The following is an 18,679-nucleotide window of genomic DNA, read 5'->3' as shown; positions in this document are numbered from 1 at the left end:
GATGCTTTCAGCACAGCAGTAGACCTGCTGTAGATACTCTGAAGGCTCTAAGTCGCCCCCTGAAACGATTTATTTTTCCCATTTGCGAACAAGATGCCGAGATTGTTATCTGTTTGTTGGTAATTTGCGTTCGACAAGGATTGGGAAAGCGCACTTTTTCGTGCAGGAAGGCACAGCATTTCTTCAGAGGCTTCACCTTATGAATCGCAGGAATCTCCTGAAAGCATCCGTGGCACTGGCCGCCTATAGCGCTTTGCCAGCCGCAGGGCTTTACGCTGCACGTGCATTGGCCGCAGCGGCAGATGGCGAAATCGAGCACTTCGATTTTAAAACCTTACAAGACAACGCCAAGCAATTGGCCGGCAAGCCGTACGTCAGCACCAAACAAACGCTACCGCCGACCTTGGCTAACATGACGCCTCAGCAGTTCAATGCCATCAAGTACGACGCCGGACACTCGCTCTGGAATGACGTCAAAGGCCAGCTGGACGTGCATTTTTTCCACGTCGGCGCAGGCTTCAAGACGCCTGTGCGCATGTACAGTGTCGATCCCGCGACCAAACAGGCCCGCGAGGTGCATTTCCGCCCCGCGCTGTTCAACTACGAAGCCAGTGGCGTCGATAAGGCTCAGCTCAAGGGCGACTTGGGTTTTGCCGGGTTCAAGCTGTTCAAGGCGCCTGAAATCGCCATTAATGACATCCTCTCGTTCCTGGGCGCCAGCTACTTCCGCGCCATCGACAGCAACAAGCAATACGGCCTGTCGGCGCGCGGTCTGGCGATCGACACCTACGCCAAACGCCAGGAGGAATTCCCCGACTTCACCCAGTTCTGGTTCGAGAAGCCGACCAAAGATGCCACGCGCTTTGTGGTCTATGCGCTGCTGGATTCGCCGAGCGCCACCGGCGCGTACCGTTTTGATATCGATTGCCAGGCCGATCGCGTGGTGATGGACATCGATGCGCACATCAACGCCCGCGCCGACATTGAACAACTGGGGATCGCCACCATGACCAGTATGTTCAGCTGTGGCACCCATGAGCGCCGCATGTGCGACACGATCCACCCGGAAATTCACGACTCCGACCGCCTGGCGATGTGGCGCGGCAACGGTGAATGGATCTGCCGCCCCCTGAACAACCCGGCCAAGCTGCAATTCAACGCCTTCAGCGATAAGGACCCCAAAGGCTTCGGCCTGGTACAGACGGACCATGATTTTAAAACCTATCAGGACACCGTCGACTGGTATCACCGCCGTCCAAGCCTGTGGGTAGAACCCACTACCGCATGGGGCGAGGGCTCCATCGATCTGTTGGAGTTATCCACAACCGGCGAGACACTGGATAACATCGTCGCGTTCTGGAACCCAAAGCAGCCGGTCAAGGCCGGCATGTCGCTGAACTACGGCTACAAACTGTATTGGAGCCCGCTGCCGCCCGTCAGCACGTCGTTGGCGCAAGTCGCCGCCACGCGCTCGGGCATGGGTGGTTTCATCGAAGGCTGGGCACCGGGCGAGCATTACCCGGATGTCTGGGCTCGTCGTTTTGCCGTGGATTTCAAAGGCGGCGGCATCGACCGGCTGCCGGAAGGTTCAAGCATCGAGCCGGTGGTGACGGTTTCCAATGGCAAGGTGCAGGACTTCAACGTGCTCGTGCTGCCGGACATCAAAGGCTTTCGCGTGACCTTTGACTGGTACCCGACCGGCGATGGCGTGGACCCGGTCGAGATGCGCATGTTCATCAAGACCGGCGACCGCACCTTGAGTGAAACCTGGTTGTATCAGTACTTCCCGCCAGCGCCTGAGAAGCGTCGGTACACCTGATCGAGCTCGTTCCCACTGCAGGCATGCAGTGGGAACGACACACAATAGGTGTGATGGCACCTCTGTGTAACAAAAATGAGTCATAGCAGCCCTCTAAATCCTCTCGCTACACCCCCTGATTGCCAGCGTCAAAATTCTATCTCTCAATAAATTCAATACGTTATGAACATTGAATTTTACCGATGTCGACACATGTCTGAAATTTTGACTATTTGATTGACAGCCCTCGCGTCTGACGCTGATATATCCCCTGTCATGCCGTTAGGACGAGGCTTTTTTCAGGCCGCTTCTTGCACTTCGGCACTTCGACATACCGACATTCATCACCCTGATCGACAGCTTGGCGCTGATTCGATGAGCGGTAGCTTTGCGCCAAAACAACCTTCAGCTCGGACGTGTACTGAGCCCGACTTGGCGATTACTTCCCTTCGAGCGCTCCAGAGGGCTGCACCATGATGTCGAATTCCATCACCTTCGTTGAAAAGCCGTCGATCCTTTCTTTCAACAAATCGACAGTTATCGTCTGGACAGCCATTAGCCTGCTCCTGGTTGAGACATTTTCCGGGGCGCTGCGCTTCTATCTCGACAAAGCTGGCCTGTCGGCCATGCTGTATGGCCCAAAGGTGCTGTGCTGCCTGTTATTCCTGATCGAGTTGCGCAGCCTCAAAACCAGCCGAGGCGTGTGGCTGGGACTGCTGGCGCTGGTCATCTACAGCCTCATCGCCATGCTGCACGGTGCCAGTCTTTCGAACATCGGTTTCAGTCTGTTCGGCATCTGCCCGATTCTGTTCGGCATCGTTTGCAGCGAACACTTGTTGCACCGCAAACGCCTGCTGCTCTGGGCTGTTGCCTTTTGCCTGCTGGCCTCGCTGGGGGGGATTGCGCTGGACAAGCTCACCTCGGTGCCCTGGAAAGGCTACAGCTACACGCTTGGGGAAACAGAGTTGAGCGGCAACACGGCATGGGCCGTGGACGAAGCCGACCGCATCGCAGGCTTCGCCCGGGTTTCCAACGTGCTGTCGATCAATCTGGCCATTGGCGCCCTGTACGTACTGATGTTCATGCGTTCAAAGCTGCTGATGATCGCCCTCTGCGGCATAACTGCCGTGGCGATTGTAATGACCACAAGCAAAGCGCCGGCCGCAGGCTTCGTCTGCACTCTGGGCTTGTTGATGATCTTGCGTTTCCACTGGACAGCCCGGGTGGTGCTCACCGTCGCGGTGCTTGGCGGGATGCTATTGCCGCTGACCAGCTTTCTCGTTGACTTCAATGCCGGCCTTGCCAGCAGCGGTGCTTTGTCATCGATGTATGACCGCCTGATCAACACCTGGCCGAACATGGCCAATGGCATATTGGAACAAGGCTGGGGGCTGACCGGCACCGGTTTTGGCGCCTATGGCAGCACCATCGCCTTGTTTCCGATTCCGGGCGTCCCGGCATTGGCCTCGGACAACACGGCCATGTACTTGTGGGGCACATTCGGTGTGACCGGTCTTGTACTGTTTGCGCTGCAGATTCCGTTGTTCATCGCATTGGGTAACGACATCACCCGTGCCGGGCGCGCACTGCTGGCGATCTGCTTTTGCTGCCTGCTGACTGGCTGGACCACGGACATGCTCGAAGTCGCGACGGCAAACCTGTTTCTCGGCATAGCCATTGGACACGTCATGGCCGGAAGGCTGACCGTGCGTCAGGTGAAATCCACGGCCCGTGGCGCGCAGCATTTCTTCCCTGCCCTGCCCAATCTGCACTGAGAGCCTCGGAAATGACGTTGCGCCATAAGCTCGCTGTGTTTTTGCCCCTGCTAAGTGGGTTGATGTGCAGCACCGCATTCGCCGAGGAGCCGTTCATCGTGGGTATCGGCACCCACCTGATGAATTTCGAAGCCTCGCCGCGCAAACCCCTGGAGTTGGCGGCGGATGCCGGTATCACGGCGCTCAAGGACGATGTGTTCTGGTCGACCGCAGAACCGGCCCCCAATCAACTGCGTATCGTGCCGCAGTGGCGTAATTATCTCGACGCGGCCACGACCCTGAATTTGACCCGGCTGACGATCCTCGACTACAGCACCTCATTTCATGACAACGCCAAGCCGCGACAGGGAGCAGTCAAGGCGGCGTACCTGAACTACGTGAACTACGTCACCCAGCAGCTCGGCAACAAGGTGAACTACTACGAGATCTGGAACGAATGGGATTTGGATGCCCCCAAGGATGCAAAACTCGCCGCCGATTACGCCGCTCTGGTGCGCGATGCCGTTCCGCTGATTCGCAACAATACGGTTGGGCAGAACGGCACACCGGCCAAGATCCTTGCCGGGTCGATCACCCCTCAAGGCATGGATTACGGATTTGCCGACCACCTGATTGATGCCGGGATGCTTGACCTGGTGGACGGTTTGTCTGTTCACCCCTACGCACATTGTGCAGGCGGCGGTCAGAACAACCCGGAAAGCTGGGTCAACTGGATGCGCCAGTACGAGCGCCATATCCGTACCAAGGCCGGTCGCGACGTACCGATCTACCTCACCGAAATGGCTTGGCCAAGCCATACCGGCGCTTGCGGCAACACACCGGCGACTCAAGCAGCCTACATGGCGCGCATCTTTTTCTTCGCCCGCACCATTCCCAACATCAAGGGCATGTGGTGGTACGACCTGATCAACGACGGAGCCGATCGCACAGATCAAGAGCACAACTTCGGGCTGCTCAACGAAAACCTGTCGCCCAAGCCCGCCTACAACGTGATGAAGGTCATCAGCCCGTTTGTGAAGGATTTCAGTTACCAACCGGAGTTGAGCACCTGGGCTGACAACCTTTACATGCTGCATTTCAAGAAGGGCAACGAGCAGGTCGTCGTCGCGTGGTCCGGTGGTAAACCAAGAGACAGGACGCTGGAAAGCAAAAGCCCGCAAACCGGAGTTGTCCAACTCATCGACACAGCGCAACCACACAAGGGCTGGTTTAACGGCGACCGGACCTGGGCCTGCCAGGCGCAGCAATGCTCGGTTGCGATAACGCTGACTGACTTTCCAAAAATCATCCGTTTGAGCACTGCGAACTGAATCCTGTGTTCGCGCACGCCTAGTTTCTAATCATCACCACGTCATTCGAAGAATCGCCATGGACTTCAGAAAAGACATCAATGGACTAAGGGCCATCGCGGTGATCGCCGTGGTGCTGTTCCACTTCAACCCAGGCTGGTTGCCGGGCGGTTTCTCGGGCGTCGATATTTTCTTCGTGATCTCGGGTTACCTGATCACTGGGATTTTGTTTCGTAGCCTGGAAAAACACAGCCTGAGCCTGGTCGACTTCTATAAGTCGCGCGCGCGCCGCATCATCCCGGCGCTCGCGGCTATGTGCTGCGTGCTGCTGGTACTCGGCTGGTTTTACCTGCTGCCCCTGGAATACAACGAGCTGGGCAAACACATTGCCGCCAGCCTGGGGTTCTATTCCAACTTCACCTATTGGTCGGAAGCGGGATATTTCACCGCCGGCGCCCACGAAAAATGGCTGCTGCACACGTGGTCTCTGTCGGTGGAATGGCAGTTCTACATGCTCTATCCCATCGTTCTGCTGGGCTTGAGCAAAGTCGTTGCCCTGCGCCACCTGCGCTGGATGGTGTTGGCTGCCTGCGTCGTGGGTTTCGCCTTCTGCGTGGTGGCCTCGATCAAATGGCCCGAACCTGCGTTTTATCTGTTGCCAGCCCGCGCCTGGGAACTGCTATTGGGCGGCGTCGCGTGCCTGTTCCCGGTCAAACTGAATCGCACGGAACAGCGTGTGCTGGAGGCCATCGGCCTGGGCTTGATGGCCTCCAGTTTTGCATTGCTTTCTGAGCGCGTGGTGTGGCCCGGCTACCTGGCGCTGATGCCGGTGCTGGGCACCTTCGCGGTGATCGTGGCGGCTCGTCAGGACTCGGTCACAACCAATAACCGGTTTTCACAGTGGACCGGCAAGCTGTCTTATTCGTTGTACCTGTGGCATTGGCCGGTCGTGGTATTCATGAGCTATGCCGGTTATCTGGGCGACACGCGCAACGCGTTGCTCGGGATTGTCGCTGCGTTTGCCCTGGCCCAGCTCTCGTACGCTCTGATCGAAAAAGCGCCAGCCAAAAAAGCCCCCGTTCGCCCCTGGAAGTTTGCCTCGGTCAGCGCTCTGATTGCGTTGGTTTTCGTTGGCGCAACGGCCGTCAACGCCACGGATGGTGCAGTGTCGGCGCTGCGGATGGTGAGTATTTCGGACAAGGCGCGCTTCGTTCAGGACTACGCCAACCGCCAGAAGAACCTGTACGAAAGCTATTGGCTCAAGTGCGACGCCTTTTCAGCGTTCACCGAGCGCGGGCTGTCCGGGATCGATGAGTCCTGTACCCAAAAACAAGGGGAAGGTGGTGTGTTCCTTTGGGGCGACTCGCACGCTCAAGCACTTTCGCTGGGCCTGAGAACCTTGCTAGCCAAAGGCACGCCGTTCTATCAAGTGGCGTCAGCGGGATGCAAACCCAGCCTGACCCAAGACCCCGGAAGAAACACACCACCGAGAATGACCTGCAATTACTCCAACGCCACAGCCCTGCAATCGATTGCCAAACTGCAACCTGAAGTGGTGGTGATTGCGCAGAAAGACCAGCACGACAAGACTCAATGGAATGAACTGGCGGCACGCCTCAAGGAGCTGGGCGTCAAGCGGGTGGTGCTGATGGGGCCTCTGCCGCAATGGAGCCCGTCATTGCCCAGCGTCATCGCCAACCGTCATTGGGGAGTTGATGAGTCACACATCATCGACGCTGCGATGGACACCGGGCTGATCGCCACCGACCAGGCAACACGACGCATGATCAACCCTCAAGTGGTGGATTTCGTTTCGTTGATCGATGGGCTGTGTGTCGCCAACTCTTGCCTGGTACGCCTGCAGGATGAGCACTCACTGCTGCAGATCGACTCAGGCCACTTGAGCTCGGCCGGATCGCTGTACATCGTGAAAAACTACGTGATGCCAGAATTACGCAAACAAAACCCTGCGCTGGTCGGCACGCACCGTGTGGGTAATCAGATCAGCGCCGCCATTGGGCAGTATTGAGGCCAATAACCGCACGTCCTTAAAATTCCAACAGTCGATAACCGACGGGAGTAATCCCGCCATTTCCCAGCCCGCCTGACGTGTCAGCGCGGGCTTTTTTGTATTTATTTTTACCCATTTTGCAGTGTCAGCCACCCGCGGCACATTGGCGACATCTCCTCGCGGCATCTGTGATGCCGTAGCGCAGACTTCGGCGGCGCCTATAGAACGACGCTGTGGATAACTTATTCACACGCGGCCCTATTCACAGGCCCAATATTTCTCGCGCAATCCGGTCGGCATCCACGAACGCTCGCGAATAACTTCCGGACGACGGCACGTAATGGTTGTAGTACGTAGCGCCTTCGACAATCGGCCCGGTTATCCACAGATTTGGCAAAGCCTTACAGTTCCCGTCCACGTTCAGACCGAAACCGTCTGGCGTGAGGCTGTGAATAACCCCGATTTCACGCAGATGGCTGACTACTTTCGGCTGGTTGGCCGCGTTTCTGTTGTCATGCACATGGGCGTAAACCAGCGCATCGAGCGTGACAGCCTCTCCCCTACCCTGCGCCCTGATCGAAACCGACCGATCACCCTCGTTACGCAGTACTCGCGAGCTGTGGACCCACTGCACAATCCCTGCTTCTGCCAGTGCCAACAACTCCTGATGACGTTCTTTCTGAGGCCCTGCGACCATACGGTTGACCAGCGGTGCATATTGGCTGAAAAACACACGGTGTGAATCAGCTGTCAGCCCATGGTTATCCACAACCCGCCGAAGTTGTTCACGGCAACTGCGCCACACTTCCACAGCCGCTTTGACCGGGCTGTGATCCAGATCGGCGAGGCTTTCCTGAACATCTGCTGAGATGAACGCCTTGACCCAATCCTGATAGTGCTCGACGGGCGCGGTGAGGTATTGCGGATCAAAAACGCTCGGGTCCAATCCCTGGACGCCGAAACGTTGTGCCAACTCGGCGGCTTTCGATTGCACCTTTTGCGAGTAAAACGCCGCTGCCACTTCCTCCATGATTGACGTTGCGCACTCGCCCCGTAATGCGCCGATCATGCCGAAATAGTGCGCCAGCATCTCGGCCTTGATCAGCGGCAACACGTGGGCTTCGAAATCCAGGCCCAACGGGTGGGCTGCTCGTAGCTCGTCGACCGCCGAGAGGGTGAAGATCAACGCTGGCGCTGCCACCCGATACGCGTGAATGTCGGGCCGAGTGCGAAATGGCAGGCCACTGCGGGAAAACATGAACACTCTGGGTTCGTTGCCTGAAGGCTCATAACGCAACGATTGGTCAGCATTGTGGACAAAGCGTCCGCCTCGCCCGACAGTTAACCCGGCGACCACATCCATGGCCGACAAACCCAAGCCTTCGACGCCGACAGCAATACCGGCATCAATGCCCTCCAACGAAAACGGCTGTGGATAAGCCCAATGCAGACGCGTCACCTGCGCGCGGTTATCCACAACGGGCGCTGCCGCCGCATGACCGACGGTCAGCACCAGCCAATCGACGCTGTATTTGCTTCCCTGTGCGGTCAGCACAAACCCGCCTGCGTCATCACGCTCCACGTTATCCACAGCCAAGGCTTGATGAATGACTGTTACATGGCTGGGAAGCCCAGCGATCACCACGTCATAGGTCCATGCCAGGTACTCGCCAAGCCACTGCCGGGGCAAGAACTCATTGGCGCGCAAGGCACGGCCGGTGGATTTGAAACGCACACACCACTCATAAAAATCCGGGCCCTGGCGCCCGCCGAATCCACCCAGGGCGGCCTGGTCGGGAAACATGGAAATCTGCGATGCCACGGTGTTGAGCATCAAATATTCCGGCTGTTCCACCGAATGCACGCCAGGCCCCGGTCGATGTGGATCGTAGACCGTGATCTCGACCGGCCGAGAACCAATGGCCGCCAATGCACACAGCCGTTCAAGCACGGTCAGGCCGCGAGATCCGCAGCCGACGATACCGATTTTGATCGCCGTTTCTTCGCCTGAGTCGTCCCTGTTCAGCTCCATCTCAATGTCTCTCCAAAGAACGAGTCAATGGCCACGGCGCGAGACTCACGCAACGCGGTGTCGACGATGAACTTGCTCAGCGCCAGATCCAGCACGCCCAGCCCGAACGGCGAAAAGATCGCGGGCTTGCTGTCATCCAGCGCGATCTCCCCTCTGATCAATCCCGCCAGGGTCCCCTTCATGAACGAACGATTGCCCAATAGTTGCTCGGTCAGATGCGGCGAGGTATTGGCCTTCATGCAGTGCTCGACGTCGTCACAGATATTGTCGGCGGCCAGCAACAACTGCGGCGCGATGTCCCGCAGCGAGATGTTCAGCACCACTTGGCCTGCGCGGAATGCCATGGGCGGCGTGACATAAGGCTCGCCCGCCGTGGTCGCGAAGATCACCAGGTCAGCCGCCACGGCTTCATCCAGCGTGCCGGGACGGGCTGTGCATAAGTCGGTGTGCTCGATGTATTGCGTCAGCGCATTGGCTGATGCAGCGTCGAAATCATGCACAACCGCGTGGCCTATTTCCCAACCTTCAACGGCGAGCATCCGCGCGACAGTGCGGGCAATGACGCCTGCGCCGATGAATCCCACGGACGCAGCCTTGCGCGACTGACGATTGAGCCAATAAGCACCCGACACCGCCGACGCTGCGGTTCTTACAGCGCTGATCTGCGCGCCTTCAAGGCACGCGTAGGGGTAGCCCGTCTCGCGGTCGTTCAGAATCACCACGGCCGAGGCGCGTGGTTTTTGCTGGGCGACGTTGCCGGGAAAGCTGGAAATCCACTTGATCCCAGCCACGGCGTCTGTACCGTCCAGTGCTGCGGGCAGCGCGATGATTCGGTTGGCAGGCTGCTGTGGGAAACGCAGGAAGTAACTGTCGGGGTTGATCGTCTGTCCATCGTGATGCTGCAGATACACTTGCTCCACGCGAGCAACCATGCTGTGCAAGTGGGCGTGCAGAATGTCCTTGATGACAGCGCCGGGGATTACGTGAAAATCAGACATTTAGCTCTTCCCCTTCGAACGTATGTACGTAGGACTTGAGGTACTTGCCGATGGGTTGGGAGTTGAGCGCCGACAGCTCGGCCCGCCCGAACTTCTGCATGATCCATTCATCGTTGTAGATGGTGTCCAAATAGCGTTCGCCTGCATCCGGCGAGATGGCGACCACCACGGCATCACGGGGAATGCTCAGCGAAGGCGCGGCGAGCCCGGCAATCACACTGCCGGTCGAACCGCCTGCCAAAACGCCGTTGGATTTCGCCAGCCAGCGGCACATCGCAACCGTTGCACGCTCGTCCACCACTTGCTGCTTGAACAAGTGGTTGGAACGAAAGATCGGCGGCATCTGGCTCGACCCCAGGCCCGGAATGAACCGTTTGCCAGGGGTTTGGCCGAAGGTCACCGAGCCAACGCTATCGACCGCAATGATGCGGGTGCGCGGCGAATGCTTGCGAAAATACTGCACGCATCCCATCAACGTTCCCGTGGTCCCAGCGCCAATGGCCAGGTAATCCAGGGCCGGAAACGCGATATGAATCGAGCGCGCCGTGGTGTTTTCGTGAGTCTTCGCGTTGGCCGGGTTGCTGTATTGGTTGAGCCACAGGTAGCGCGGATCACGAGCGACCGTGTCGCGTATATGGCGAATCCGCGTGCCCAGATAACCATCGTTGTCGTCGCGCTCGGTGACGATCACGATTTGCGCGCCGAAGGCTTCCATCATCTTGATGTTGTGCAGGTTGGTGTTCGGATCGACCACGCAGCAAAAGCGGTAACCGCGCTCAGCGCAGATCATCGCCAATGCGACGCCGAGGTTGCCGGATGACGATTCAATCAGCACCGTGTCCTTGTGGATAAGTCTGCGTTCGGCGTAGGAATCAATCAGCCCAATGGCGGTTTTCATCTTTATCGAGCCCGCCGGATTACAGGATTCAAGCTTCAGATGAAGGTTCTCGAAACCCAGACCCTTGAGCCGGACAAAGTTTGAATCCCCGACGATATGAGAAATGACGTTCATGGCCGGGCCTCGACCCGCGAAGGCTTGGCCAGCTTGGGGGTCAGCGCCGGATGCGTCACGACATTGGTCAGTACCCTCGGTTGTGAGGCCAGTAGCGCGTCGCTCAATTGCTGGGCCCTGAGCGCGACCATCGAAAAAGACTGCGCGTCACTGATGCCGTGGGTTTTCTCGGAAGTGCCGTTGGCAAAGATCTGCAGACCGTCACTGTTGTGCAAACCTACGCGGTAATGACGATCCACCGCCAAGGTGCCGTCTTCGTCCCTTAGCAGCCAAGGCTGGAGCAGGGTCAACAACGGCGGCACCGGCAGTTGTTCGTAGCCTGTGCCGAGCACGATGCCATCCACATAAAGCGTGGTTTCAAGGCCCGTGTTGCTGTCGCGCAGCAAGACTGAATAGGCGTCGCCAACCTTTTCCACCGAGACCACGTTGGACCAGGTATGCAGGTTCAAACGCTGGTGACCGGTGACTTCGCCTTCGTACAGGAAGGAGTACAACGCCTGACTCTCATCGGAGTCGACGCCGGCATAGTTGGTCGAACGAATCTCGTCGAAGACTTTGGTCCGGCGCGCAGGCTCCAGCTGATAAAAGTAATCGACCTGCTCCGGCAAGAACGCCATGTTGGGAAATTGCCCCAATTGCCCGACGCGAAAACCCACGCCACGATGCACGCAATGCACTTGAGTGGTGGGCGCGGCGCCAAGCAAATGCGCCACCGCTTCCCCTGCGCTTTGGCCTGAGCCCAGCACCAACCAGCGCTGGGCAATCGGGCCGCCGCCCAGATGAATGTTCTTCAGGTATTGCGAGGTGTGGAATACCCGACCGCCGAGGTGCGCGCTGAAGGCTTCGGGAATACGGGGCAGACTACCGTGGGAAAGCACCAGCCGCCGTGTGCGATAGGTGCCCTGCGTCGTGACCAGGTCCACCGCTCGGAGCGTGCCATTTTCGGTGACCGGCAGGATGTCGATCACGCCCTCATCGTAGGACACGTAATCCTTGAGTTGCGCCGCCACCCAGGTGATGTAGTCAGACCATTCAACGCGGCTGGCGGGACGTCCCAGCAGGCCGAATTTATACAGACGGCCTTTTTCCTTCAGGTACATGGCAAAAGAGAATCGGCTGCGTGGATTGCGCGGCGTCACCAAATCCCGAAAGACGTGGTGATTGATGTCGGTTCCGGCCAGCAGAAACGAACCGTGCCAGGTCGAATCGCGGCCCTTTTCAAAGAAGCGCACACGTTGATAGGGCTTCTTGCCGCTGTCTTCGGCTTCGTCTTCCAGCGCACACGCCAATGCGATGCCTGCTGGGCCGAAACCGACCGATGCGACGTCCAGATCCTGACGAAAACCCTCGATTTCAAACTGATTCATAGCGGTTCTTCCTGAAATGGTTAAAGACGTGGCGAGCCTGTAGAGCAGCCGTTATCAACAGAGCAGTCGACGTTCGTGGACGCGCTTGTCGGCGTAGACCCACAGCGAAACCCTGGCGCGATCGTTTTCCCCATTGGTAAAACTGATGGGGCCGGTAGGTGTGGAAAAGTGTTGAAACCTGAGTGCGTCGAGCAGGCCCTCGGGTTGTTGTACCGCCTGATCGACCAGTGCAAAGGCCGCCAACGTCTCGATGGCATACACCGGAGCCTGCTCGCCGAAAATCCGCTGGTAGGCACGGTCGACCGATTGCGCTTCAGGCAGGTCGCAGGCAACGGGAAAGCTGACCACGTACACCGTCCCAAGCTGGCTTACGCCGCCCACCAACGCGGGCGACGCCGCGTCATCGGTAAAAAACAACGGCAACTGGCAACCCGCCGCACGCTGTCCCCGCAAAAACTGATGGCTGGCCTTCAAGCGGCCACAGAACACCAGCGCGTCCGCATGAGCGGCGTCGTCGACAAGCACTGTGGATAACTTCGGCGCAGCCTTGATCTCATGCAGTTGCTGCTGGCCGTGCAAGCTCTCGTCGGCAAACAAAGCGAGCCGACGCAAACCCTGACGTTCAGAAAACGCCAACAGTTGTTGAGCAAGCACGCGATCCGATGCACAAACGCGAAACGTCGTGCTGCCGTCTTCGGTTAACGCGGCGCAGGTCGAGGCAGGAAGAATCAACGCAATGCCAGCCTGTGCATAACTTTCCACGACCGCTGCGGCAGATTCAGAAGCGAAGTGGCCGATGACTGCATCGACTTTCTCATCGATGAACAGCTTCGCCGCTGCCCTGCCACCGTCCGCATTGGCGTTGTCGTCGAAATAAACGTGCCGCGCGCGGCGCACGTTTTCGAACAAGTGCGAAGCCAGGTACACGCCACGCAGGAAACTTCTGGCGTGCAATGTCGTGCCCACCTCGAGCGCCGCGCAAATTCCCAGGCGCATCACGACATCGCCACCGAGGCAAATCGCGAAGGGCGATACGCCTCCATCACTGCACGGTGGGGCGCATCGATCTGCAGCCCGGCCATTTGCCCGCCGACTTCATACGCCAGCAACTCGGCCACGCGGGGCGCCATCTTGAAGCCAATACCGCAAAAGCCGGTTGCCAGGTAGATGTGGCTGTTTGGGCTGGAGCGGCCAATCAGCGGACGTCCGTCCTCGGTATAAGCATCGCTGGCAACCTTGGTGACCAGCGGCATGCTGCTGGGCCCATAACCTAATCTGGCCATGCGCTCCATGACATCGTGTTCGTTATCCATGACCGCCAGATTCAGCTCACTGGCGTGTTCGGCGCGATTGCGACGCTGGCCTCCAGCCTGTGCCAGATGCCTGCCGAGCGGCAGCACGTAGGTGTTCAGAGTGTGCGCGATGATCGGCATGCTCGGCGCCTGATCACAGCCGAAACGGGTGAACGGAATGGTCCGCGCATGCAGCGCATGCTCGGGCCTTGCCAGCGATCCGCTCGCGCCACAGGCGTCTACCACCCACGTCGCTTCAAGACACAAAAGACCTGCGTGAACCTTGACGTGACCGTCGCCTTCCTCGCAGCGGTCGACCGCCAGGTTATCTAGCATCAAGCCCTTTTCGCCGACATAACGGCACAGGTTGAGCACACTGATGCGCGCATCGACAATGCCGCCGTTACGCTCAATGACCATGCATTCGCCTGCGCAGAAAGGCGTGAAACGTCCGTTGTCCAGCGCATCGACCGACGCGTGCAACTCCACATTCAACGCGTCTTCGCTGCCCATGGCATCAAGGTATGCAGCGCAGATGTCGGCGCTTGCGATATAGGCAACGCCGGTACGCTTCATCGATTGCTCAAATAGCGCATGAACAATCCCTGTTCCTGCGGTGTGCGCACCTTTGGCCGTCAACGGCCGCAACGCCGGATCAAGTTCGAGGCCGCGTACGATACCGCCGGTGTAGCGCGTGGCACCCTGCCCCGCGCCAATGCCCTTTTCCAACAGCGCGACATCCAGCCCATTTTCCACCAGCGCCGCCGCAATCGACGCCCCCATCACGCCGGCGCCGATGACGATCACATCAAATGAGGTTTTCATCGTCGCGAACTCCTCTGTCAGATTTCGTACTCGACAGCACTGACGTAAACCAGCTGCTGAAACACTTCCTTTTCGGTGAAACGGCAGTACCGCAGGATCTGTTTGGCCAGATCAGGGAATACCGGCGCACCGATGGCACCGATCAGTGCCATGTACGGCAAGATGCGCTTGCCCATGGATTGCCGGTCGCGCGCGGCATTGATCACGTCCGACAACAACACGGCCAGGCCCTTCATCGAGAAATGGTCCACCGAAGTCACCTCAAACCAGCGTGCGACCAGAATCTTGATCGCTGCCGCGTCGGCCGAATTGACCTTCAGGCTGTCGCCGTCGACACGCTCGCGCTCTGCTTGGGCGGCCAGCTTGACCAGCACTTCGTTAAAGGTTTCATCGCGCCAGGCGGCAAATTTTTCGACGTCGAAATCATCGGTGTCCTGCTCGGGCGCAATCAGCGCCAGGTAAAAACGCGCGCTGTCGGTGCAGGCGTCGGCGACCAGGTCGCGAGCCCAGATCGCGTAGTTGCGGCTGGTGGAGAGGTTCTTGCCGTTCAGCGTCAGGAACTGGTTGGTGTAGAACGTCTGACGCATGCGGTAGCCGTGCATGGTGTGCAGCAGCGACGGGTAAACCACCATGTGGCTGAATGCGCAGTCGTAACCGAGGAAATGCACCAGCCGGCCTTTGCCCGAGCGGCAGTACTCGTCGTATTCCCAAGGCGCGTGTTTGTGCTCGTTGAGGTATTCGCGAAAAGCGGCCAGATACCCCGCCAGGCCCATCACCCAGGTGTGAATCCGCCGAGTGCCATCGGGCTTGAGGTCAAGCCCGCCATCGTGAGGTCGCGTGATGCCCCAGTCGGCCGGGCCCAGCTGCAATTCCTCGTTAAGGAAGCGCCGAATGAAGGGCCGCAAGGGTGCGTGCTCAAAACTGCTCTGCAGGTAGTCGTGAAAGTTCGATAACGCCAGAAACTCGCGCTCTATGGGGCGCCAGATCATCTTCGATGAACACAGTTTGCAGCGAAAATTGGTCATCTTCGACGCGTTAGGGGTGTGCGCGCACTCTTCGCACTGGCTGGCATCGGAATCCGCCCCACAGTGATCACAATTGCCTCGGCCAAAAGCCTCGTAGCCCCATTTATCACAGTGCTCGCAATAGGGTTCCTGGCTGACCTTTTTATAAACAGCGCCCGCCTTGATGGCGAACTCATACATTTCTTCAACAGCTTTTTTAAAATAATTATTGCGATAGGGGCGCATCCAGAAATCAACCTCGATGCCCATCTTGTTCAGCGTTTCATTGATCTTGTCGGTGTTCTCTACGGCCAATTGCTGAGACGAGCGATCCAGCTCAATGCCCCGGCGCAGCATGTAGGACTGATAGTCATCGGAGTATGAAACCAGGGTGCATTCATGCCCACGCTGGCGTTGCGCACGGGTATAGATATCAGCCGCCAGAAACGGCCCGGCCATATGCCCGATGTGCAAATCGCCATTGGGGGTGGGTGGGGTAATGGTGACAAGCAACTTAGCCATTAAGACGCCCTCTGTTCTGAGACGTCGTGAATCGTCGCGTGCTGCAGCGAAACGTGCTGCACGTCAGAGGAATGTTGAGCGTCTTCATCGAGAAAACGGTTGGCCGAATCTCGATCCCACCACACCACGTAAAAATGGAAATCTTCGTCGGTGTCGTTGAATACGTAATGGTCGGTGTGCTTGGGAATGGCGGCAATATCACCCATGGCAAACGGATACGTCTGCTCACCTACCACTAACTTGGCGGTGCCTTTGATGCCGATGAAGAATTCCTGATCGATCTGCGTATGCGACAAGGATTTGGTATGAGGGCGTACGACGCACCAACCGCCACCAATCGGTGTCGGATACCCGGCCCAGGGCAGCAGCCTGGCACCGTCCAGATCATATTCATGGACCAGTTTGTCCCACGCCATTGGACGAAAAATTTGGAAGTCCGTCATGATGTTTTCCTTCAGCCGTGAGCGTCCTTGCTCGTTGTTTTCTCGACGTCAGCAGGTAAGCAATAACGCCCGTCAATGAGTGGATAAGCTGAAGAAATTTGTAGGACTGAGCAAACAACGAATAAACAATTGCCAGTTAAGTTTGACTTAACTGGCAATCGGCTAATTGATTTAATAATCAGTACGTTAACGCGTTTTAAGGAAGTAACTGTCTCATCAGCGGACACTGAAGTAAGACTTAAGTAAACATCGAAAATAAACGCCGTGTTTAAATTCGTGTCATTGAACTATCGCCTGGTGAATTCCCGCTGGCTGGAGGTGGCCTGCGAAACCAGCCAATCGCGAAACTGCCGGCTCGACTTTGGCAGGACCGCCGTTTCGTCATAGACCAGGTAATACGCGATTGGCGTTTCGATTGTCGCCCGAAACGGGACCACCAGACGGCCCGAAGCAAGCTCGTCATGAATCAACGAACGGCGCACCAGAGCAATGCCCATCCCGGCCAGCGCTGCCTCGATCACGCCGTTGGAATCGACAAACACCGAGCCGCGATGAACGGCGGCCTCGGCGTCCTCGACCCCCACAGCCCGCAACCAAAGCCCCCAGTCCTCTCGATGTTCGTCGTGCAGCAGGGTGTAACTTTTGAGGTCGATGGGCGAAGACAAAAACTTCGAATCGGGGAGCAGCGCCGGGCTACACACCGGTTGCAGTCGGTCGTTTATCAGCATCTGGACTTCAAGCCCCGGATAACGCCCCAGTCCGTGGCGAACCGCAAAATCGACACCGTCGCCTAACAAGTCGACAAGCCGATTGGTGGTGCTGATCAGCACTTCGACATCCGGGCAGATTGTCTGAAAATCCGGCAAGCGGGGCATTAACCACTGCATGGCAAAGCCGCTGGTGCAACTGATGGTGATGGTGTTGGGTCCGTTATCGCTCATCAGCCGCTGGGTTGCGTCGGCGATCTGGCTCAATGCCGGACGAATGGCCCGCAGGTAAATCTTGCCTGCGGCGGTCAATTCCAGGCGCTTGGTATTGCGGATGAACAACTGCACGCCGACTGCTTTTTCCAGCTTGGCAATCTGCTGGCTGATTGCCGCAGGCGTGACGAAAAGCTCGCCCGCTGCGCTCTTCATGCTCGCGTGACGCCCCGTTGCTTCGAAGCAGAGCAAGGCGTGCAAGGGCGGGAATTTCATGTCTGACCTCAGTTAAGAAAAACTAATGTGCTTAAGAAAAGCTCGCTTGAGCACTGCTACAGACACTGTTCAAATCATCACACCCTGACTCGACAAGCGTCAATGCCGTCACTCTCAAGTCATTTTTTCTGTAATCGGCCCGCGTAAAAGGTAGCCCCATGAAATTATCCGATTATGTGCGACTACTTCTTCTGGCCGCGATATGGGGTGCCAGTTTTCTTTTCATGCGCGTCGCGGCTCCAGTGTTAGGTGCGTTACCCACTGCATTCTTCCGCGTGTTACTGGGGGCTATTGGTCTGGCCGTTATTCTCTTGATCCTCAAAACTCAGGCTGATTTCAAAGGCAAATTAAAGGCCACGATGGTATTGGGCGTCATTAACTCTGGTATTCCTTTTTTGATGTACAGCGTAGCTGCTTTGTTATTGCCAGCCGGTTATTCAGCCATCCTCAATGCAACGACACCGTTAATGGGCGTGCTGATCGGCTCGATGTTCTTCAATGATTCACTGACGCGCAAAAAAGCTGCAGGCGTGTTAATTGGCCTGGTGGGCATTACCCTATTGACCACCACCGGCCCAGTCACGCTTTCAACCACTGTGGTCATGGGCGCTATGGCTTGCCTGGTCGCCACCAGTTGCTATGGTGCTGCGGGTTTCCTGACCAAACAATGGGTGGCCGATAAAGGCGGACTCGACGCCAAACTGGTCGCCTTTGGCAGTCAGATTGGGGCCACCTTGTTCCTCGCGCCGTTCTTCGCGATTTCAGCCACGGCTAATCCTCCGGCCAGTTGGGGCGACTCTACCGTCTGGCTCGCCCTGGCCGCCGTGGGTTTTATCTGCACGGCCTGTGCGTACATTCTTTACTTCCGCCTGATTGCCGATATCGGGCCGGTACGTTCGCTGACCGTGACCTTCCTCATCCCACCTTTCGGTGTGTTATGGGGCGTGATGTTTCTCGATGAAAGTTTCTCGACCGCACACTTGTATGGCGGCGGATTGATTTGCCTGGCCGTTTGGTTCGTGCTCAGCAAGAGCAAACCCAAACCGGAACCTGCCGGGCAGAACGTGGCAACAAGCTGATCCGACAACTTATCCACAGCTGATTTTTATACACAG

General features: G+C 57.6%; 14 protein-coding genes. 5 read left to right on the top strand and 9 right to left on the bottom strand.

Features of this window, described 5'->3' with window-relative positions:
- The first annotated feature begins 199 nt into the window (after positions 1–199).
- The 4 genes from VGC62_RS25285 to VGC62_RS25270 all read left to right on the top strand — a co-directional run bounded on the left by VGC62_RS25285 (position 200) and on the right by VGC62_RS25270 (position 6,891).
- Entirely contained in the window at positions 200–1,819 is a 1,620-nt protein-coding gene (locus tag VGC62_RS25285; protein ID WP_331189809.1) for a glucan biosynthesis protein D, read from the top strand.
- Between the two features lie 452 nt (positions 1,820–2,271).
- Positions 2,272–3,573, top strand: coding sequence for a hypothetical protein (locus tag VGC62_RS25280; RefSeq protein ID WP_331189808.1), 1,302 nt, complete (start codon positions 2,272–2,274; stop codon positions 3,571–3,573).
- A gap of 11 nt (positions 3,574–3,584) precedes the next feature.
- The gene (locus VGC62_RS25275; RefSeq protein ID WP_414705847.1) at positions 3,585–4,883 is read left to right on the top strand and encodes a hypothetical protein; all 1,299 of its coding nucleotides are present in this window, start codon (positions 3,585–3,587) and stop codon (positions 4,881–4,883) included.
- Between the two features lie 58 nt (positions 4,884–4,941).
- Entirely contained in the window at positions 4,942–6,891 is a 1,950-nt protein-coding gene (locus VGC62_RS25270) for an acyltransferase family protein (RefSeq protein WP_331189807.1), read from the top strand.
- 244 nt (positions 6,892–7,135) lie between these two features.
- On the opposite strand, the gene VGC62_RS25265 is transcribed toward VGC62_RS25270, so the two are convergent.
- The 9 genes from VGC62_RS25265 to gcvA form a co-directional block, all read right to left on the bottom strand.
- Positions 7,136–8,905 carry an FAD/NAD(P)-binding protein gene (locus tag VGC62_RS25265; RefSeq protein WP_331189806.1) on the bottom strand — a complete coding sequence of 590 codons (1,770 nt, stop codon included), beginning with the start codon at positions 8,903–8,905 and terminating at the stop codon, positions 7,136–7,138.
- On the bottom strand, positions 8,896–9,903 hold the full coding sequence (gene sbnB, locus VGC62_RS27850; protein ID WP_414705846.1) for a 2,3-diaminopropionate biosynthesis protein SbnB: 1,008 nt from the start codon (positions 9,901–9,903) through the stop codon (positions 8,896–8,898). Before sbnB ends, VGC62_RS25265 begins: the two co-directional genes overlap by 10 nt.
- Positions 9,896–10,915, bottom strand: coding sequence for a 2,3-diaminopropionate biosynthesis protein SbnA (sbnA, locus tag VGC62_RS27845; protein WP_414705845.1), 1,020 nt, complete (start codon positions 10,913–10,915; stop codon positions 9,896–9,898). Before sbnA ends, sbnB begins: the two co-directional genes overlap by 8 nt.
- Entirely contained in the window at positions 10,912–12,282 is a 1,371-nt protein-coding gene (locus VGC62_RS25255) for a SidA/IucD/PvdA family monooxygenase (protein WP_331189805.1), read from the bottom strand. The genes sbnA and VGC62_RS25255 overlap by 4 nt, the downstream gene beginning before the upstream one ends.
- A gap of 54 nt (positions 12,283–12,336) precedes the next feature.
- Positions 12,337–13,278: an ABC transporter substrate-binding protein gene (locus tag VGC62_RS25250; RefSeq protein WP_331189804.1), complete on the bottom strand. Its 942-nt coding sequence runs from the start codon at positions 13,276–13,278 to the stop codon at positions 12,337–12,339.
- The gene (locus tag VGC62_RS25245; RefSeq protein ID WP_331189803.1) at positions 13,278–14,399 is read right to left on the bottom strand and encodes an FAD-binding oxidoreductase; all 1,122 of its coding nucleotides are present in this window, start codon (positions 14,397–14,399) and stop codon (positions 13,278–13,280) included. Before VGC62_RS25245 ends, VGC62_RS25250 begins: the two co-directional genes overlap by 1 nt.
- A gap of 17 nt (positions 14,400–14,416) precedes the next feature.
- On the bottom strand, positions 14,417–15,925 hold the full coding sequence (locus tag VGC62_RS25240; RefSeq protein WP_331189802.1) for a methionine--tRNA ligase: 1,509 nt from the start codon (positions 15,923–15,925) through the stop codon (positions 14,417–14,419).
- Positions 15,925–16,368 carry a cupin domain-containing protein gene (locus VGC62_RS25235; protein ID WP_331189801.1) on the bottom strand — a complete coding sequence of 148 codons (444 nt, stop codon included), beginning with the start codon at positions 16,366–16,368 and terminating at the stop codon, positions 15,925–15,927. The genes VGC62_RS25240 and VGC62_RS25235 overlap by 1 nt, the downstream gene beginning before the upstream one ends.
- A gap of 287 nt (positions 16,369–16,655) precedes the next feature.
- A complete protein-coding gene (gcvA, locus tag VGC62_RS25230; protein WP_331189800.1) occupies positions 16,656–17,564 on the bottom strand; it encodes a transcriptional regulator GcvA in 909 nt (302 codons plus the stop codon).
- A 158-nt stretch (positions 17,565–17,722) separates the two neighbouring features.
- On the opposite strand from gcvA, the gene VGC62_RS25225 reads away from it, so the two are divergent.
- Positions 17,723–18,643 carry a DMT family transporter gene (locus VGC62_RS25225; protein ID WP_331189799.1) on the top strand — a complete coding sequence of 307 codons (921 nt, stop codon included), beginning with the start codon at positions 17,723–17,725 and terminating at the stop codon, positions 18,641–18,643.
- The last annotated feature ends 36 nt before the right edge of the window (positions 18,644–18,679 follow it).

Source organism: Pseudomonas sp., from assembly GCF_036404235.1.
Taxonomy (GTDB): domain Bacteria; phylum Pseudomonadota; class Gammaproteobacteria; order Pseudomonadales; family Pseudomonadaceae; genus Aquipseudomonas.
This window is presented reverse-complemented; position numbering and strand designations above follow the sequence as displayed.